Genomic DNA, 18,899 nt, shown 5'->3' on the forward strand with positions numbered 1-18,899 from the left:
AATGAGCAGGAAAGTATTGGTAGTAGATGATGAGAAACTGATTGTCAAGGGACTTCGCTTCAGTCTGGAGCAGGACGGAATGGAAGTGGACTGTGCCTATGACGGAGAGGAAGCACTGGAAAAAGCAAAAGCAGGAGAGTACGATATCATCCTTCTTGACCTGATGCTTCCAAAAATGGACGGTCTTGAGGTATGCCAGCAGATCCGTGAATTTTCCAATGTTCCGATCATCATGCTTACAGCAAAAGGAGAAGATATGGATAAGATCCTGGGTCTGGAATACGGAGCTGATGATTATGTCACCAAGCCTTTCAACATCCTGGAAGTCAAAGCCCGCATCAAGGCGATCATCCGCCGTGCAGGCAGCAAACAGGACAAGCAGGAGAAGGCCAAGACTGTGGAAGTCGGAGAACTGAAGCTGGACTGCGAAGGACGCCGCGTATTTATCTCCGGAAAAGAGATCAACCTCACAGCCAAGGAATTTGATGTGCTGGAACTGCTGGTATTCAATCCGAACAAGGTATACAGCAGAGAAAATCTTCTGAATATCGTATGGGGCTATGAATATCCGGGAGATGTCCGTACCGTAGATGTACATATCCGCCGCCTGAGAGAAAAGATCGAGGCCAATCCCAGTGAGCCGAAATATGTACACACCAAATGGGGTGTGGGCTACTATTTCCAGGCATAACCTGTGAAGTTCAAAAAGAACGGCAAATTTTTCAAAAGTCTCCGCTTTCGTATTCTGATCATCCTGATCATACTGGGAATCGTACCGAGTGTCATCGTAACGGAAATGGTCATTGCCAACTATGAAGATCGTGCCATTGCCAACCGTGTGCAGAGCATGGAGAACATCTGTGACATCATGTGCGACCTGCTGATCAAGGAGAATTATCTGAATGACACCAGCTCTCAGACGGTGAACAGCAAGCTGGAATTACTGTCCAACAGCTATGGTGGCAGGATTCTCATTGTAGACAGGGATTTCAGGATCATCAAGGATACCTATGGCGTGGATGAGGGCAGGACTCTGGTTTCCCAGAAAGTATTGAACTGTTTTAAAGGAGAAGATGCCTACCAATATGATTCTGACAGCCAGAAGCTGATCTTGGCAGTTCCGGTAAAAAGTCCGGATGTAAAACAGGTGCAGGGTGCCATGATGATCATGGCATCTTCCAGTGAGGTGACAGCAACCATCCATGAACTGGAGCAGAAAGGGATTCTGATTATCGGTATCATTGTAGTGCTGGCCATTTTTCTGGGGTATATTCTTTCCACGATCCTGGTGAAGCCATTTGCCAGGGTAACGAAAGCAATCGAGGACCTTACAGACGGATATCAGAATGAGGAGATCTCGGTACCGGATTATACAGAGACAGCTTTGATCACAGATGCATTTAACAAGATGCTTTCCAGAATGAAGACGTTGGATGAATCCAGACAGGAGTTTGTATCCAATGTGTCTCATGAGCTGAAGACACCTATGACTTCAATGAAGGTTCTGGCGGATTCGCTGGTAGGACAGCAGGGGGTTCCGGAGGAACTGTATCAGGAATTTCTTTCTGATATCACAGAAGAGATTGACAGAGAGAACAAGATTATCACCGATCTGCTCTCCCTGGTAAAAATGGACAAAAAAGCAGCAGATATGAATATCCGTAATATGAATATCAATGAGCTGCTGGAGAATATCCTGAAGCGTCTCCGTCCTATTGCAGATCAGAGAAGGATTGACCTGATTCTGGATTCGTTCCGACCGGTAACCGCAGATGTGGATGAGGTGAAATTTACCCTTGCCATCAGTAACCTGGTCGAAAATGGTATCAAATACAATGTAGATGAGGGATGGGTCCGCGTAACACTGGATGCGGATCATAAGGATTTCTATGTGACGGTTGCAGATTCCGGCCTGGGAATACCGGAAGATTCCATTGAACGGATCTTTGAGCGTTTTTATCGTGTGGATAAATCCCATTCCAGAGAGATCGGCGGAACCGGTCTTGGACTTGCTATTACAAGAAGTTCTATAGCCATGCATCATGGGATCATCAAGGTATCCAGCAAAGAGGGCGAGGGAACCACATTTACCGTGAAGATCCCGCTGTCCTATATCCCGTCCTAGGAGGTACAGCATGAAAAAAACGATTTTGATCATCTGTGTGGCCGCTGCCTGCATCCTTTTTGGTCTGGTTGCTTTCATAGGTTTGTCGGGAAGAAATAAAAACGAAGAACAGCAGTATAGATTTTATTATATCAACAGCGATGAAACGAGACTGAAAGAAGAAAAATATACTCCGGAGAAGGAAACAACAGAAGTGATGCTGCGCAATTTTTCCGAGAGTCTGAATAACCGTGAGACCCGGGAAGACGGAATCTCACTTTTTCCGGATGGGGTAAAGATTTCTTCTTATTCTATACAGGATGGAGTCCTGAACGTAGAATTCAATGAGGCCTATGATAAAATGTCACGTACCAGAGAACTTCTGGTGCGGGCAGGTATAGTGAAGATCTTTTTACAGGTTCCAGGAGTAGATTCTGTGGAGATCTATGTGGGTAAAAAGCCGCTGACAGATACCAGGGGTGAAGAAGTGGGAGCCATGAACAACGACACCTTTGTGGAGTTTTCCGGGTCCGATGGGGATGTGTACAGCTATGACACCTTTACTCTGTATTTCACAAATAAAAACGGAGATAAACTGGTAGCGGAACAGAGAAGTGTCCGCTACAGACGAAATCTTCCGAAAGCTACGGTGGTTTTGGAGCAGCTTGCAAGAGGTCCGCTGGAAAAAGGACATTATCCTACAATACCGGAGAATTCAGAGGTACTTTCCCTGACGAGAGCAAACGGAATCTGCTATGTGGATTATAATTCCGTATTTCAGGATTATGCGCTGGATGTTTCGGAACAGGTTGCCGTGTATTCGGTGGTAAATACGCTGATCGCGGCAACGGATGTGGACAAAGTTGAGATTTCCATCGAAGGAAACAAGGAAGTGACCTTTGGCCAGAATATGCAGCTTTATAAGTTCTATGAATGGAACGACAGCCTGCTGGCACACACAAAGGCTAAAAAAGAACAGAAAAAATAAAACATTTCAAAATATCAGAAAACGGGAGAACATTTATGGCGAAAAGGCCGATGTGTCTTTTGTGTTTTCTTATGGTGCTGAGTCTTGGCGCACTGGAGCTTATGGGGATTCCTCTGATCAGGGGGAATCCCCTTCCGTTAAATGTGCAGGACCAGATCAAAGCGCACCCTGGTTCCATGATCTGCGGGGAGGTGGAACAGTATGAAAACACAGAATTTTCCCAGTCTGTTTATCTGAAAAAAACATATCTTATCCATCAGTCAAAAAAATTTCCAATTGAAAATGTAAGAATATTTCTCAAAAAAGAAGAAGATCTGAAACCGGGAATGCGGATCCTGGTCAAGGGAACGCTGAAAAGAGTGGAAGGTCCTGCGAATCCGGGGGGCTTTGACAGCCAACACTTTTATGCCTGTCGTCATATTTATTATTTTATGAAGAACGCTGTGCTCCAAAAGAAAACAGCAGTGTATTCCGGCTACAGGCAGCTCCTTTTGGAGATAAAAGAAAGCTGCAGACAGATTCTGAAGGAAGCTGCAGGAAAAGATGCGCCTGTTTTTTGTGCCATGACGCTTGGAGACAAACAGGAACTGGATCCGGAAACACAGATGCGCTATCAGCTGGCCGGAATCATACATATCCTTGCCATCAGCGGACTTCATATCAGTATTCTGGGAATGGGGCTTTACAACCTTCTAAAGAAGATGGGACTGGGAATCTGGCCTGCCGGGATTTTTTCTCTGGGAGTGATGCTGCAGTATGGAATCATGACCGGAGGGAGTGTTTCCACCATGCGTGCAGTAACTATGTTTTTGATCGCCATGGGAGCCAGAATCACCGGACGGATCTATGATATGATGAGTGCTCTTTCCGTAACTGCCATGATGATCCTTGTGGAATCTCCGGCCTATCTCCTGGACAGCGGATTTCTTCTGTCCTTTGGCTGTGTTCTGGGAATGGGGCTCGCTGCGGAAAAGATCTGTGCCCTTGCAGGAGCGGAGAAAAAATGGACAAAGGCACTGGTAAGTCCTATAGCTCTTCAGCTTGTGACTCTGCCGGTGATGCTGAAGTTTTTCGGAGAAGTCTCTATTGCCGGATTTATCCTGAATCTGTTGGTGCTTCCAAGTGTGGGGGTAGTGCTGACAGGAGGAATGGCGGCGCTGCTGCTGGGAATTCTCAGTATTCCTGCGGCAAAACTGGTAATCCTGCCGGCAAGGGTACTGCTGCTTTTTTATGAATATCTCTGCAGTCTGGCAGGAAAATCAGGATGGAGTACCTGGATCGGAGGGGAGCCGGAAATATGGCAGATCCTGGTATATTATGGCTTTTTGATCATAGTCCTGTTTATGGGACAGTATATAAAAGAACAGCTCCGGAAGAAAAAAGCAGTCAGTGAGGAAACGGAGCTAGCAGAGGAGCAGGCGGAAGCAGGTTGCCGGAAGCTATATGCTATCCGGATAACAGCCGGTATTTTTCTGGCAGTCGGAATCCTGATACTGGGATATCATCCAGCAGGAAGCCTGAAGGTGATCTGCCTGGATGTAGGACAAGGTGACGGTATTCTTGTGGAGACCCCGGAGGATCACCATTTTCTGATCGACGGAGGAAGCAGCAGCCAGTCGGAGCTTGGAAGATACTGCCTTTTGCCGGCATTGAAAAGTCAGGGGATTTCCTGGCTGGATGGGATTTTTATTTCCCATACAGATCAGGATCACATCAACGGTGTGAAGGAGCTTCTGGAATATATGGGAAAAGGTCTTACAACCATCCGGGCCGGATATCTGATCCTGCCTGCCTGGGCGGAAAGACCAGATGCATGGAGGGAGCTTGCAGAGGCAGCAAAAACAGCCGGAGTTAAGGTCGTGACAGCAGGAAAAGGGGATGAATTGCCTTGCGGCAAAGTATCTTTTTCTGTTCTGTGGCCGGAGAAAAATGCCACAGGAAAAGATGTGAATGAGGAAGCTATGGTGATGGAATTGTCTTTTGGAGATTTTCAGATGCTTTTTACCGGAGATATCGGTGCAGATACAGAGAAAAAGCTTCTGGTAGCCGGGGGGCTTGAGGATGTTGACTGTCTGAAGGTGGGACATCACGGTTCCCGTTATTCTACCACAGAAGCATTTCTTGAGAAAATAAAGCCGGAAGTGGCGATCATTTCCTGTTCTTCTACCAACACCTACGGACATCCGTCACCGGAAACCGTAGAGCGGCTTAAAGCGGCCGGAAGTCAGGTGGAATACACCATGAAAAACGGTGCTATTACCGTGGAAACAGATGGAAAAAAGCTTAAGATCGGAAGGTTCCGGAAGGATTGAGTTTTTTTTCCAAAATCGAAAAAAACGATGACTTTTGAACACGTTTGTTGTAAAATAGACAGGGTTTGTGCAAAAACAAAATACTGAAAATGTGCAATACAAGATAAGGAGTTTTTATTTATGAAATATGACGTACTGATCGTAGGAGCAGGTCCCGGTGGAATCTTTGCGGCCTATGAACTGATGAATAATGATCCGGAGAAAAAGATTGCGGTTTTTGAAGCTGGTCATCCTCTGGAAAAAAGAAAATGTCCCATCGACGGAAAGAAAGTAAAATCCTGTATCCATTGCAAAACCTGTGCGATCATGAAGGGATTTGGCGGTGCAGGCGCTTTCTCCGACGGGAAATATAATATCACCAATCAGTTTGGCGGAACTCTGTACCAGCATATCGGCAAGGATACAGCCACAGAGCTGATGGAATATGTAGATAAACTGAACCTGATGCATGGCGGTGAGGGAACCAAACTTTATTCTACCACAAACAGCGAGATTCGTAAGCTCTGCCTTCAGAACGGCCTGCATCTTCTGGATGCATCAGTCCGCCATCTGGGAACAGATATCAACTATGTGGTACTTCAGAACCTCTATGAAAAAATGAAAGACCATGTGGACTTCTATTTTGACGCATCTGTTGACAAAGTAGAAAAAACTGAAGACGGTTATGCAGTTTTTGTAGGAGATGAGCGTTACGAGGGAACTTACTGTATCATCTCCGCAGGACGAAGCGGAAGTAAATGGATGGAGACGGTATGTACAGAGCTTAAGATCCCGACTCTTTCCAACCGTGTGGACATTGGAGTCCGTGTGGAGCTTCCGGCGGAGGTTTTCAGCCGTCTGACAGATGAGCTTTATGAGAGCAAGATCGTTTACAGAACTGAGAAGTTTGAGGATATGGTTCGTACCTTCTGCATGAACCCGCGAGGTGTTGTCGTGAATGAAAATACCAACGGTATTATCACAGTAAACGGTCACAGCTACGAAGATCCGGCAAAGCATACCAACAATACAAACTTTGCCCTTCTGGTATCCAAGCATTTCTCAGAGCCGTTCCATGACAGCAACGGATACGGTGAGAGCATTGCAAGACTTTCCAATATGCTTGGCGGTGGTGTTATGGTACAGCGGTTCGGAGATCTGATTCGCGGAAGACGAAGCACAAAAGCCCGTATTGAGGAAAGCTTCGTAACACCTACACTTTCTGCGACACCGGGAGATTTAAGCCTTGTTATGCCGAAACGTATCCTGGATGGCATCATCGAGATGATCTATGCCCTGGATAAGATCGCACCGGGAACCGCGGATGACGATACTTTGCTTTATGGCGTGGAGGTTAAATTCTACAACATGGAGGTTGAGATCGACGAAAATCTGGAAACTTGCCACAAGGGTCTCTTTGTTATCGGAGACTGCAGCGGCGTGACACACTCTCTTTCCCATGCATCTGCCAGCGGAATCTACGTAGCCAGATACCTGGAGCAGGAGTATTTTAACAGATAAACTGCAGAGCAGTTTATCTGTTATGAGCAAGTAGCGAATATTTGGTGTAAGACAGTCCTTTTCTGATATCAGGGTGATGACAGAAAGGGGCTGTTTTTTATGCAGGATGTGCATGAAGATTGGAGAAAGTATTCTGATAATAACTGACAGATACAGGGAGAAAACCGGTTACTGTTCACTGGTAATATTTCGCGAGGTGTTTTTTTGTGAGCGAAGATCACAGAAAACCGTGAATCGTCTGACATCAATCTTGACAAATTTATGAGTTTGTGGTAAAAGTTAGATAACCAGGTAAAAGAAAATATGTGCAAATGTTATAATGATAAGGTTGCATCCAGTCGGATGTGCAAAAGAGAATCCGGTGAGAATCCGGAACGATACCGTCACTGTGAAAGGGGAGCTGCTTTTATAACCACTGGGAGACCGGGAAGGGAAAGCAGTGTGGAACCAAGTCAGGAGAACTGCCTTATTGTGAGATCCAGGGATTCGCGGTTTACGAATCGGTATTCTCCATAACAATACAGAACTTCTTTTTATGTATTTGTATTGCGCAGAGAATCATGTGTGAGCAGGCGGCCGCAGAGAGCTGCTGTTTTTTTGTACATATCAGTATTCTGGAAATACATGAAAAGAGGACAATGAGAAATGAAAAGAAAAACAATGTTAGCTCTGATGCTCGCAGTTTCCATGACATGCTCTATGGGTGCGGCTACAACAGCAATGGCAGCAGAGGATTCTGCTACAGAAGAGAACGCTGAGGCAGCTGATACCACAGAGGCTTCTGATGCAGATCAGGAAGCAGCAGATAATGTAGCAGCTCTGATCGACAAGATCTATGTACAGGAAAGAAACGACACAACAGATGAGGACTGCAAGGCAGCCAAAGAAGCATGGGATGCTCTGACAGATGCTCAGAAAGAGCTGGTAGAGGGTGAGAATGCAGATCCGGATTATTTCGGACGTGACACAGGAGATGCTTCCAAGGACGATCCGCGTAACCAGGATGAGATCGGTGAGAATGAACTTCTTGTTGTAAGCTTTGGTACTTCCTTCAATGACAGCCGTGCAGAGGATGTCAAGGGAATCGAGGATGCTCTTGCAGAAGCTTATCCGGACTGGTCTGTAAGAAGAGCATTTACAGCACAGATCATCATCAACCATGTAGAGGCAAGAGATAATGAAGTGATCGATAACATGCAGCAGGCTCTTGACCGTGCAGTAGAGAATGGTGTTAAGAATCTGGTTGTACAGCCTACCCATCTGATGCATGGTGCTGAGTACGATGAGATGACAGAAGCAATCAATGGCTATAAAGATAAATTCGAGTCTGTAGCTATCGCAGAGCCAATGCTCGGTGAGGTTGGAGACGATGCAACTGTGATCAATGATGACAAGAAAGCCGTTGCTCAGGCGATCACAGATACGGCTTGCAAAGAGGCCGGATTTGACAGCATGGATGCAGCAGCTGAGGCTGGCACAGCATTCGTATTCATGGGACATGGAACATCCCATACAGCTAATATTACATACGATCAGATGCAGACACAGATGGAAAATCTTGGATTGAAGAACGCATTCATCGGTACTGTAGAGGGTAAGCCGGAAGATACAGCCTGCGACAAGGTTATCGAGAAGGTAAAAGAAGCAGGATACAAGAACGTTGTTCTTCGTCCGCTGATGGTTGTTGCCGGAGACCATGCAAATAACGATATGGCCGGTGATGATGAGGATTCCTGGAAGAGCCAGTTTGTAGCATCCGGAAACTTCGATAAGGTTGACTGCCAGATCGAGGGTCTTGGAAGAATCGAAGCCGTTGAGAAGCTTTATGTAGAGCATACAAAGGCAGCCATCGATTCTCTGGGAAGCACTGAGGAGTCCGCAGATTCTGATGCAGCAGCAGATACAGAGGCTGATTCTGCTGAGGAGTCCGCAGAATAATAAATATAAAAATATCTGAGTGAGTTCAGATACCTATAAGAAATCAATGTAACTGCCCGGAAAGATCAGGAAGACTGTTTTCCGGGCAGATTGCTGTATCTATGGAAGGGAGAAGATTATCATGAAAAAACGCTATGTAAACTTAATTCTTGCAATGGCAAGTGCATCAGTCCTGGTGCTGGGCTCTGTGCCTGCGATGGCAAAAACAGATGAAACAAAAACAGAGTCCGGTGAGGAAGCAGAAGCTTCCGAAGAAAAGGATACAGATGCAGCCAAAGCAGATACCCTGGAAGATGGCGTTTATACAGCAGAGTTTGAGACAGACAGCAGCATGTTTCATGTAAATGAGGCCAATGACAAAAAAGGAGAGCTCACGGTCAAAGATGGTAAAATGACCATCCACGTAAGTCTGGTTTCCAAGAAGATCGTTAACCTGTTTGCGGGAACTGCCGAGGATGCCCAGAAGGACGGAGCAGAGATCATTGAGCCGACCACAGATACAGTGAAGTACAGCGATGGTTATACAGAGGAGGTTTACGGATTTGATATCCCGGTACCGGCCATTGGTGAGGAATTTAACGTGGCGATCCTGGGAGAAAAAGGCAAATGGTACGACCATAAAGTCAGCGTAAAGGATCCTGTAAAAACAGAGGATACTGCTGAAAAAACAGAGGACGATACAGAAAAAAAAGGAGCTGCCTCTGACAAAAAGACAGCAGAAAAGTCAGATGAGTCCAAAGATGGAAAAACCTCTGACGACAAGAAATCCGAAGGGAAAAAGCCGGAGGATCTGAAACTGGAGGATGGAACCTATGAGACTGATGTAACCCTTACAGGCGGATCAGGAAGAGCATCCGTAGAATCTCCGGCCAAAGTAGAGATCAAGGACAAAGAAGCTACGGCAACCATCATCTGGAGCAGTCCGAATTATGATTATATGATCGTGGACGGCGAAAAATATGAGCCGGTGAATAAAGACGGAAACTCCACATTTGAGATCCCGGTCACTGTCTTTGATGCAGAAATGGAAGTGACTGCAGATACTGTAGCCATGAGTACGCCTCACGAGATTGAGTATACTCTGAATTTTGATTCTTCAAGTATGAAAAAGGAAGAAAAATGAAAAAAATAATTTCATACATATTTCTGACGCTGACCCTGATCCTGGGGTGTGCTTTTGCAGTGCAGGCAGCAGAGACAGAACATAAGCCTGCGGATATTCCAGGCCTTACCTTTGACCACAGTATGGATCTTTCCTACGCAAAGGAATTTAATGTGGATTACTACAACGATGGCTATGCGCTGCTCACCATTGATCAGGAAGGACAGTTTCTTGTAGTTCCCGAAGGAAAGAAAGCACCGGAGGGGCTGGATCCTGACATTGCGGTTCTGCAGCAGCCCATAAACAATATCTATCTGGTAGCAACCTCGGCCATGGATCTTTTCCGTGCTATCGACGGGATTGACAGCATCAAGCTTTCCGGAACCAAGGAAGACGGATGGTATATCCAGGAAGCAAAGGACGCCATGGAACAGAAAAAGATGATCTATGCCGGCAAGTACAGTGCTCCGGATTACGAGCTGATCCTGAACGAGGGCTGTGACCTTGCCATTGAATCCACCATGATCCATCACAATCCGGAGGTACAGGAGAAGCTGGAGCAGTTCGGGATCCCTGTAATGGTAGAGCGTTCCAGCTATGAGAGTCATCCTCTTGGAAGGACCGAGTGGATGAAGCTTTACGCAGTTCTTCTGGGAAAAGAAGATGTAGCAGAAAAGGTTTTCAAAGAGCAGACGGACAAGCTGGATAAGGTTCTCACCGCAGATAAAACAGACAAGACCGTGGCGTTCTTTTATATCAACTCTGTAGGTGCGGTAAATATAAGAAAAAGCGGCGACTATGTTTCGGAAATGATCTCCCTCGCAGGAGGAAATTATGTTCCGGAGGATACGGGAGTAAATGACAATGCTCTTTCTACCATGAATATGCAGATGGAAGAGTTTTATGCCAAGGCGAAGGATGCAGACTATGTCATCTACAACAGTACGATCGACGGGGAACTTAAGACCATTGATGAGCTTCTTTCCAAAAGTAAGCTTCTTGCAGATTTCAAGGCAGTGAAGAACGGAAATGTCTGGTGCACAGGCAAAAATCTTTTCCAGGAAACCACCGGACTTGGAACCATGATCGAGGATATCCACACCATGCTGACTACAGATGATGATTCTCTGGATGAGCTGACCTATATGCATAAACTGAAATAAATTCCAGTGTTCGCTTTAACTCCTTTGCCGGTTTCCACCTGTGAGCAGGAAACGAAAGGATATGATAACAAAACAGAAGAGGAGTGTACCAGAAAAAATGAATGACAGAAAACGCGCAGTCCGATACGGGATCTCTTTTGTGATCCTTGCGGTACTTTTGATCTTTTTATTTATATGGAATGTAAATTCCGGAAGTATCCACCTCTCTGTGAAGGAGATCCTGAATATCATATTCCGGCATCAGGGAGATGAAACTTCTTATAATATCGTCTGGGAGATCCGTCTTCCCAGGATACTGGCAGTTATCATCCTTGGCGGAGCACTTTCTGTTTCCGGATTTTTGCTGCAGACCTTTTTTAACAATCCTATCGCGGGACCCTTTGTACTGGGAATCTCTTCCGGTGCCAAGCTGATCGTGGCACTTCTGATGATCTTTTTTTTAAGCAGATCGGTGTCCATCGATTCCGGTGCCATGATCCTGGCTGCTTTTGCGGGCTCAATGATCTCCATGGGCTTTGTGCTCCTTGTGGCAAAAAAAGTCCACAACATGTCCATGCTGGTCATCAGTGGTGTTATGATCGGCTATATCTGTTCGGCCATCACAGACTTTGTGGTGACCTTTGCAGATGATTCCAACATAGTCAATCTTCACAATTGGTCATTGGGTAGCTTTTCCGGTATGACCTGGGGAAATGTGCAGACTATGGCCGTTGTGGTACTTCTTACTATGGTGATCGTATTTTTTATGTCAAAACCGATCAGCGCCTATCAGCTGGGGGAGACTTACGCGCAGAATATGGGAGTTAATATCAAGGTTTTCAGGATACTTCTGATCCTGCTTTCCAGTATTCTTTCTGCCTGTGTGACTGCTTTTGCAGGGCCAATCTCCTTCGTGGGGATCGCTGTGCCTCACATTGCAAAAAGTCTCCTGAAGACTGCCAGACCGCTGCTTGTGATCCCGGCCTGTTTTCTGGGCGGTGCAGTGTTCTGCCTGTTCTGTGATCTGATCGCAAGAACTGTATTTGCACCGACGGAGCTGAGCATCAGTTCTGTGACGGCAGTTTTCGGAGCACCGGTAGTTATCTATATCATGATTCGCAGACAGCAGAGGATATAAACGATGAAATCATATTTTTTTTATACAGATCAGCTGACCGTAGGCTATGATGGAAAACCACTGATCAAAGAGATCAATATTCAGCTGAATAAAGGAGAGATCCTGACACTGATCGGTCCCAACGGTGCCGGAAAATCTACTATTTTGAAGAGTATCACAAGACAGCTTTCTCTGATCAGCGGAACGATATATCTGGAACATGAACAGATGAGCCGAATGACCAACAGGGAAGTGTCAAAAAAACTGGCTGTAGTACTTACCGAGCGCATGCGCCCGGAGCTTATGACCTGTGAGGATGTGGTATCCACCGGACGATATCCCTATACCGGAACTCTTGGGATACTTTCCGCAGAGGACAAGGAAAAAGTTAAAAGCGCTATGGAGATGGTTCACGCCTGGGATCTGAAGGACCGGGATTTTACAGCCATCAGTGACGGACAGAGACAGCGTATCCTTCTGGCACGCGCTATCTGCCAGGAACCGGAGATCATTATCCTGGATGAGCCGACCTCCTTCCTGGATATCCGGCATAAGCTGGAGCTTCTTGCCATTTTGAAGAAGATGGTACTGGAAAAACAGATGACGGTGATCATGTCCCTTCATGAGCTGGATCTTGCCCAGAAGATTTCTGACCAGGTGATCTGTGTTCATGGAGATCACATTGAGAAATATGGTGCACCGGAGGAAATCTTTACCTCAGATTATATTCGGAAGCTTTATGGCATCACCCGTGGGAGCTATAATGCAGAATTCGGCTGCGTGGAAATGGAACCTCCGGCCGGAAAACCGGAGGTATTTGTGATCGGAGGAAATGGAAGTGGGATTCCGGTATACCGGAAACTGCAGCGCCAGGGGATTCCTTTTGTGACCGGAGTTCTCCATACCAATGATGCAGATTATCAGGTGGCAAAAGAACTGGCTGCAAAAGTGATCACGGAGAAGCCTTTTGAATGCATTTCAGAGTCAGCCTTTGAAGAAGCGCTGGAGTTCATGGGAAAATGTGAAAAAGTGTACTGTCCGCTGAAGGATTTTGGTATCATGAATGAAAAAAATCGGGAATTGCTGAAAAAAGCAAAAGAAACCGGAAAATTAAACCGGATCAGATAAGTTCGCTGGGAAAAAGTGAAAAGCGATAAAACGTTGTCAGAAATGTGAGATATAATTTCTGGCAGCGTTTTTTTATATAATATAAATTACAAATATTTCTGCAGCTGTGTTATAATACAACAAGAATGACGGATCGTGAAGCGCTCACATTCGTGGAGATGTAAGTAACGAAGATGAATGTCCGCTTTACACCACAAAAGTTAAGCAGATACAATCAATCCGAAAAAATATATGGAGGGAAGATCAATGAAAAAAAGAAACATGATCGCAGCTCTGCTCTGTAGTGCATGCCTTGTGGCAGGGAGTGTAAATCCCGTATTTGCAGATGCATCGAAGGTAGTAACACTTGGAGCAGATCTTACGGATGCTCAGAAGCAGACAATGATGAAATATTTTAATGTAAGTTCCGATCAGGTGCAGGTGATGACCATTACAAATGAGGATGAGCATAAACACCTGGATAATATCGCGCCACAGTCTCAGATCGGTTCCAGAACTTTGAGCTGTGCTTATGTGAAGCCTACACAGTCCGGCGGGATCAAGGTCCGCACAGCAAATCTGAACTGGGTGACAGGTAATATGATCGCAACCACACTTTCCACATCCGGTGTGAAGAATTGTGAAGTAGTTGCTGCCTGCCCGATGGAAGTATCCGGAACAGGTGCACTTACCGGTATTCAGATGGCATATGAGAAGGCCAGTGGAGAGAAGCTGGATGAGACCAAGACGAAGCTTGCCAACCAGGAGATCGTAACCACCGGTGAACTTGCAGATAAGGTTGGTAAAAATGAGGCGACAACAGTTGTAAACCAGTCCAAGATGGATGTGATCCAGAACGGAGTACAGAATGCAGATGAGATCCAGAATATTGTCATCAATGTGGCTGAGCAGAACAATATTTCCGTAAGCCAGGACGATATTGACAGGATCGTGTCTCTTCTGGGACAGATTGCACAGCAGGATTACAATTATGATGATGTGAAGGAAACACTGGAGCAGGTAGATGCCAATACCACAGGCCAGGCCTCTTCCTCTGATGATACACTGGATGGAGAGAGCAGTGATGACACCGTAGATGTGGATGAAGATTCTTCAGATGATATCGTCAACAATGTAAATGACAGCATTCTTGGGGACGATGTGATCCAGAGCTCCACAGAGGATCCGGGTCTTGAGAAAGAAACAGGAGCAGATTCTCAGGATACAAGCAATGAGACCGGAATTCCGGATGCTACCGACGACGGAACCTATAGCAATGAGGAAAACTCGGACGAGAGCAGCACAGACGAAAGTACCTCTGATGAGAGCAGTACAGATGATAGTGCATCGGACGAGAGCAGCACAGACGAAAGTGCTTCTGACGAGAACAGCACAGATGATAGTGCATCCGACGAGAGCAGTACAGACGAAAGTGCTTCTGACGAGGCTGCATCCGATGAGACAGGAATCCCGGAGGCAACAGAAGATACAGAATCTTCAGAAAGTACAGACAGCTCAGACCAGGCAGACAGTGCAGAAAACGATACTTCTGTGCTCAGCGAAGAAGCAAAGAACAATTATGACAAATTTGTCCTCTTTGTAAAAGGCGAGTATGAGGGCGATGCAGAATCCCTTCTTGCTGCAACGGAAGATACAGAGGCAGTGGCAACTGTAATACTGGATGAGCAGACAGCGAAGAGTGTGGCAGAAACTGTTGAGAAGGATTATTATGACATTCTGAAGGATGGTACAGAATCCTATGAGGCAGATGGTACAGAGAAATATCAGAGTACAGAGCTGAATATGATGGATCAGAAGCTGAAGAAGCTGTTCGGTATTGACAGTTCCCAGGAGGACACAGATGCCACAGACGTGACAGCTACTATTCTTGCAGATGTTCCCCAGGAAGGTAAGCAGACACTTTATAAAGAAACCATGAAATATCTGGCAGGTCTTTACGGCGAGAACACGGACGCTTCCGAGGAATCCGCAGCAGAATAAAAGATCAGCAGAAAAAGAGATGAATACGCCGCAGCAGAGAAAACAACCTCTGCTGCGGTATTTTTTGTCGTGCCGGAAAGATATCATGAAAATTTTGTGATTTACGACAAGGATTTGTGTAAGCACTGGAAAAATGGATTTTTCTGTGATAAAATTGACCGTAAATCGGTTTTGTGGACTCATACATCGCAAACCGTGACAGGGAAACGAGAAAGGGAAAAGGTAGAATTTATGAGCCTGGCAGTAGTAACATTAAAAAAAGGCGAAGGCAGATTCCTGAAATCAGGAGGCCTCTGGGTATATGACAATGAGATCGCAAGCATCATGGGAAGTTTTGTGAACGGAGATATCGTTCTGGTCCGGGACTTTGACGGATATCCGATGGGAAGAGGATTTATCAACACCAATTCCAAGATTACAGTCCGTATGCTTACCAGAGATGAGCGTACAGAGATCAGTCCGGAATTTTTGAAACAACGTGTCCGCGACGCATGGGAGTATCGTAAGAAGGTAGTAGATACCGGAAGCTGCCGTGTGATCTTCGGAGAAGCAGACTTTCTTCCGGGTCTTGTTGTGGATAAGTTTTCAGATGTGCTTGTTGTACAGTCTCTTGCACTGGGAATCGACCGTCTTAAAGAAACGATCATAGATGCACTGAAGGAAGTTCTTGCTGAGGATGGGATCCGGATCCGTGGAGTCTATGAGCGAAGTGATGCAAAGGTACGCCGCCAGGAAGGAATGGAACTTACCAAGGGATTTATCGGAGAAGAATTTCCGACACTTGTTCAGATTGAAGAGAACGGTGTGAAATATGAAGTAGATATCAGGGACGGGCAGAAGACCGGATTTTTCCTGGATCAGAAATATAACCGTCTTGCTATCCAGAAGCTCTGCAAGGGGGCGAAGGTTCTGGACTGCTTTACACATACCGGCTCTTTTGCCCTGAATGCGGGAATTGCAGGGGCACAGAGTGTTCTCGGTGTGGATGCGTCGGAAACTGCAGTTCTGCAGGCAAGACGAAACGCCAGTCTGAACGGCCTGGACGGAACAGTGAAATTCCTCTGTGAGGATGTTTTTGAGCTTCTTCCCGAGCTTGAGGAGAAGGGAGAGAAATTTGATGTTGTGGTACTGGATCCTCCGGCATTTACGAAATCCAGAAGCTCTGTAAAAAATGCCATCAAGGGATACCGTGAGATCAATCTCCGTGCAATGCGTCTTGTAAAGGACGGCGGATTTCTGGCAACCTGTTCCTGCTCTCATTTTATGACATATGAGCTGTTTACACAGACCATCGGTCAGGCAGCGAAGAATGTCCATAAGAGACTGCGCCAGGTAGAGTACCGTACACAAGCACCGGATCATCCGATCCTCTGGTCAGCTGACGAATCCTATTATCTGAAATTCTACATTTTCCAGGTATGTAATGACCGTTAGGAACTGCCATCCGGATTTTTTTACGGAAATTTTTTGGCAGTGCCATATGGCAGTGAAAAGGAGAAGCAGATCATATGAGAGACAAATTCAATAAATTTATGCAGGGACGTTATGGAGTGGATGATCTTTCCAGGTTTACCATGGGAGCTGCACTGGTTCTGATCATTCTGGCAATGTTTGCCAATATATTCAGCAGAACTGCCGGCAGCACTCTTGACATTCTCGGGGTCGCAGCGATCGTATATGCATATATACGTATTTTTTCCAGAAATATCCAGCAGCGTTATGCCGAAAATCAGAAATTCCTTCAGATGACGTCGAAGTTCCGTTTTCGCTTCAATAAAGAAAAGAATCTGATGAAGCAGAGAAAGACCCATCACATCTACAGCTGTCCGGGCTGTGGACAGAAGATACGTATTCCAAAGGGAAAGGGCAAGATCGAGATCGAATGTCCGAAATGCCACACAAAATTCGTAAAAAGGAGCTGACATGTTCGGATATGTGACCGTTAATAAACCGGAAATAAAATTCAAGGATTTTGATGTGTACCGTTCTTTTTACTGCGGCCTTTGCAGAGAACTTCGGGAGAGATACGGGATACCGGGGCAGATATCACTGACTTATGATATGACATTTGTGGTCCTTCTTTTAAGCGCCCTTTATGAACCGCCAACGAAGAAGGGAACTTCCAGGTGTGTGGTCCATCCGCTGAAGCCCCAGCCGGTACGTAAAAATACAGTAACTGAGTACTGTGCGGATATGAATGTGATCCTTACCTATTACAAATGTATGGATGACTGGCAGGATGAACACAAACCACTGCACTATGCATATGCAAGAATTCTGAAGAATTGCGGAAATATGCATATGTCTGATTATCCGGAGAAGATCCAAAGGATCCGAAGCGCACTGGAGGAGCTTTCTTCCCTGGAAAAACAGAGGGAAACCGATGTGGACCGTGTAGCCGGGTGTTCCGGACATATCATGGAAGAGATTCTGGCCTTCCGTAAGGATGTCTGGGAATCGTCCCTGCGCCGTCTGGGATTTTATCTCGGAAAATTTATCTACATCCTGGATGCTTATGATGATGTGGAAAAAGATGCAGAAAACGGAAATTACAATCCTTTCCTTGAAAAACATAAGATAGAAGGGTTCGAGGAAGAGGTACGTCGGCTTCTTATGATGATGCTTGCAGAATGCTGCAGAGAATTTGAAAAGCTGCCGATCATCCGATACGGAGATATCCTTCGAAATATTTTATATTCCGGCGTCTGGTGCCGCTTTGCGGCAATCGGACAGAAGCGCAGGGAAGAACGGGAGAAAGAGAAAAGATGTTAGATCCATACAGCGTGCTGGGAGTTCCCAGAAACGCATCTGATGATGAAATAAAAAAGGCATACCGGAAGCTGAGCCGAAAGTATCACCCGGATGCCAATATCAATAACCCGAATAAGGATCAGGCCGAAGAAAAATTCAAAGAAGTGCAGCAGGCTTACGAGCAGATCATGAAAGAGCGTGAGTACGGAAGCAGTTCCCAGAATGGTTATGGTGGCTACGGAAATTACGGTGGTTTTGGAAATTACGGAAATGCCGGTTCCAGTGCCTATCAGGATGAGGAAAGTATGCGCAGAAGGGCGGCCGCCAATTATGTGCAGAGCGGTCATTTTAAGGAAGCTATGAATGTACTGGATTCTCTTGGTCAGAAAAATGGAGAATGGTATTACCTGGCTGCTATGGCAAATATGGGAATGGGAAATAATGTAACAGCTCTGGATCAGATCCGTGAGGCAGTCCGTCAGGAACCGGATAATATGCAGTACCGTATGTTGCTCCAGAGAATGGAAGGCGGTGGCGGCTGGTATCAGCAGCGACAGGATCCCTTTGGGGGAATGCCGACCGCAGGAGGAGATATGTGTGATGCCTGCTGTAGGACCATGGCTTGTTTCATGTGCTGGCCGGGCGGCTTTTTCTGCTGCTGATGCAGAAACAAAGCGGTCATCGATATCCCGGAACTGAGAATCGGAATATCCTGAGGCAGCATGTCCATATGATTGTAAGGCGGATCAGGCAGATCCGTTTTGCGATATAGATCGCAGAGGAATTTTTCTGACAGAAATTCACAGTGCTGTCCGGAAAATGACATACTGCAGAGAA

At 45.9% G+C, this 18,899-nt stretch carries 15 protein-coding genes and 1 riboswitch; all 15 genes read left to right on the top strand.

Annotated features, from left to right (window positions below):
• Position 1: 1 nt before the first annotated feature.
• The 15 genes from EYS05_RS10090 (at position 2) to EYS05_RS10160 (ending at position 18,724) form a co-directional block, all read left to right on the top strand.
• Positions 2 to 691: a response regulator transcription factor gene (locus EYS05_RS10090; RefSeq protein WP_015525979.1), complete on the top strand. Its 690-nt coding sequence runs from the start codon at positions 2 to 4 to the stop codon at positions 689 to 691.
• A 3-nt stretch (positions 692 to 694) separates the two neighbouring features.
• The gene (locus EYS05_RS10095) at positions 695 to 2,125 is read left to right on the top strand and encodes a sensor histidine kinase (RefSeq protein WP_021651567.1); all 1,431 of its coding nucleotides are present in this window, start codon (positions 695 to 697) and stop codon (positions 2,123 to 2,125) included.
• Positions 2,126 to 2,135: 10 nt separating this feature from the next.
• Entirely contained in the window at positions 2,136 to 3,092 is a 957-nt protein-coding gene (locus EYS05_RS10100; RefSeq protein WP_118752785.1) for a GerMN domain-containing protein, read from the top strand.
• A 35-nt stretch (positions 3,093 to 3,127) separates the two neighbouring features.
• Positions 3,128 to 5,404, top strand: a complete 2,277-nt coding sequence (locus EYS05_RS10105; RefSeq protein WP_138277106.1) for a DNA internalization-related competence protein ComEC/Rec2 — start codon at positions 3,128 to 3,130, stop codon at positions 5,402 to 5,404.
• A gap of 120 nt (positions 5,405 to 5,524) precedes the next feature.
• A complete protein-coding gene (locus tag EYS05_RS10110) occupies positions 5,525 to 6,904 on the top strand; it encodes an NAD(P)/FAD-dependent oxidoreductase (protein ID WP_110103334.1) in 1,380 nt (459 codons plus the stop codon).
• Between the two features lie 308 nt (positions 6,905 to 7,212).
• Positions 7,213 to 7,387, top strand: a riboswitch (cobalamin riboswitch).
• A gap of 162 nt (positions 7,388 to 7,549) precedes the next feature.
• Positions 7,550 to 8,842 carry a sirohydrochlorin cobaltochelatase gene (locus EYS05_RS10115; RefSeq protein WP_138277107.1) on the top strand — a complete coding sequence of 431 codons (1,293 nt, stop codon included), beginning with the start codon at positions 7,550 to 7,552 and terminating at the stop codon, positions 8,840 to 8,842.
• 121 nt (positions 8,843 to 8,963) lie between these two features.
• On the top strand, positions 8,964 to 9,965 hold the full coding sequence (locus EYS05_RS10120) for a hypothetical protein (RefSeq protein ID WP_138277108.1): 1,002 nt from the start codon (positions 8,964 to 8,966) through the stop codon (positions 9,963 to 9,965).
• On the top strand, positions 9,962 to 11,107 hold the full coding sequence (locus EYS05_RS10125) for an ABC transporter substrate-binding protein (protein ID WP_138277109.1): 1,146 nt from the start codon (positions 9,962 to 9,964) through the stop codon (positions 11,105 to 11,107). Before EYS05_RS10120 ends, EYS05_RS10125 begins: the two co-directional genes overlap by 4 nt.
• Before the next feature lie 97 nt (positions 11,108 to 11,204).
• Positions 11,205 to 12,224: a FecCD family ABC transporter permease gene (locus tag EYS05_RS10130; protein ID WP_138277110.1), complete on the top strand. Its 1,020-nt coding sequence runs from the start codon at positions 11,205 to 11,207 to the stop codon at positions 12,222 to 12,224.
• A 3-nt stretch (positions 12,225 to 12,227) separates the two neighbouring features.
• Positions 12,228 to 13,331 carry an ABC transporter ATP-binding protein gene (locus EYS05_RS10135; RefSeq protein ID WP_118623576.1) on the top strand — a complete coding sequence of 368 codons (1,104 nt, stop codon included), beginning with the start codon at positions 12,228 to 12,230 and terminating at the stop codon, positions 13,329 to 13,331.
• Between the two features lie 246 nt (positions 13,332 to 13,577).
• Positions 13,578 to 15,311, top strand: coding sequence for a DUF1002 domain-containing protein (locus tag EYS05_RS10140; protein WP_138277111.1), 1,734 nt, complete (start codon positions 13,578 to 13,580; stop codon positions 15,309 to 15,311).
• A 231-nt stretch (positions 15,312 to 15,542) separates the two neighbouring features.
• Positions 15,543 to 16,745 carry a class I SAM-dependent rRNA methyltransferase gene (locus EYS05_RS10145; protein ID WP_015525970.1) on the top strand — a complete coding sequence of 401 codons (1,203 nt, stop codon included), beginning with the start codon at positions 15,543 to 15,545 and terminating at the stop codon, positions 16,743 to 16,745.
• Between the two features lie 74 nt (positions 16,746 to 16,819).
• Positions 16,820 to 17,233, top strand: a complete 414-nt coding sequence (locus tag EYS05_RS10150; protein WP_118623580.1) for a hypothetical protein — start codon at positions 16,820 to 16,822, stop codon at positions 17,231 to 17,233.
• 1 nt (position 17,234) lies between these two features.
• Complete coding sequence (locus EYS05_RS10155; RefSeq protein WP_138277112.1) at positions 17,235 to 18,083, top strand: DUF5685 family protein; 849 nt, start codon at positions 17,235 to 17,237, stop codon at positions 18,081 to 18,083.
• Positions 18,077 to 18,724, top strand: coding sequence for a J domain-containing protein (locus EYS05_RS10160; protein ID WP_110104066.1), 648 nt, complete (start codon positions 18,077 to 18,079; stop codon positions 18,722 to 18,724). The genes EYS05_RS10155 and EYS05_RS10160 overlap by 7 nt, the downstream gene beginning before the upstream one ends.
• Positions 18,725 to 18,899 lie beyond the last annotated feature (175 nt).

It is taken from the genome of Blautia sp. SC05B48, assembly GCF_005848555.1.
In the GTDB taxonomy this organism is placed as follows: Bacteria; Bacillota; Clostridia; order Lachnospirales; family Lachnospiraceae; genus Blautia_A.

Bases quoted from the DNA above. Each gene is read 5' to 3' on its own strand.
- EYS05_RS10090 (WP_015525979.1), top strand. From the start codon at position 2: ATGAGCAGGAAAGTATTGGTAGTAGATGATGAGAAACTGATTGTCAAG.
- EYS05_RS10110 (WP_110103334.1), top strand. From the start codon at position 5,525: ATGAAATATGACGTACTGATCGTAGGAGCAGGTCCCGGTGGAATCTTT.
- EYS05_RS10120 (WP_138277108.1), top strand. From the start codon at position 8,964: ATGAAAAAACGCTATGTAAACTTAATTCTTGCAATGGCAAGTGCATCA.
- EYS05_RS10105 (WP_138277106.1), top strand. From the start codon at position 3,128: ATGGCGAAAAGGCCGATGTGTCTTTTGTGTTTTCTTATGGTGCTGAGT.
- EYS05_RS10125 (WP_138277109.1), top strand. From the start codon at position 9,962: ATGAAAAAAATAATTTCATACATATTTCTGACGCTGACCCTGATCCTG.
- EYS05_RS10115 (WP_138277107.1), top strand. From the start codon at position 7,550: ATGAAAAGAAAAACAATGTTAGCTCTGATGCTCGCAGTTTCCATGACA.
- EYS05_RS10160 (WP_110104066.1), top strand. From the start codon at position 18,077: ATGTTAGATCCATACAGCGTGCTGGGAGTTCCCAGAAACGCATCTGAT.
- EYS05_RS10140 (WP_138277111.1), top strand. From the start codon at position 13,578: ATGAAAAAAAGAAACATGATCGCAGCTCTGCTCTGTAGTGCATGCCTT.
- EYS05_RS10155 (WP_138277112.1), top strand. From the start codon at position 17,235: ATGTTCGGATATGTGACCGTTAATAAACCGGAAATAAAATTCAAGGAT.
- EYS05_RS10135 (WP_118623576.1), top strand. From the start codon at position 12,228: ATGAAATCATATTTTTTTTATACAGATCAGCTGACCGTAGGCTATGAT.
- EYS05_RS10150 (WP_118623580.1), top strand. From the start codon at position 16,820: ATGAGAGACAAATTCAATAAATTTATGCAGGGACGTTATGGAGTGGAT.
- EYS05_RS10145 (WP_015525970.1), top strand. From the start codon at position 15,543: ATGAGCCTGGCAGTAGTAACATTAAAAAAAGGCGAAGGCAGATTCCTG.
- EYS05_RS10130 (WP_138277110.1), top strand. From the start codon at position 11,205: ATGAATGACAGAAAACGCGCAGTCCGATACGGGATCTCTTTTGTGATC.
- EYS05_RS10100 (WP_118752785.1), top strand. From the start codon at position 2,136: ATGAAAAAAACGATTTTGATCATCTGTGTGGCCGCTGCCTGCATCCTT.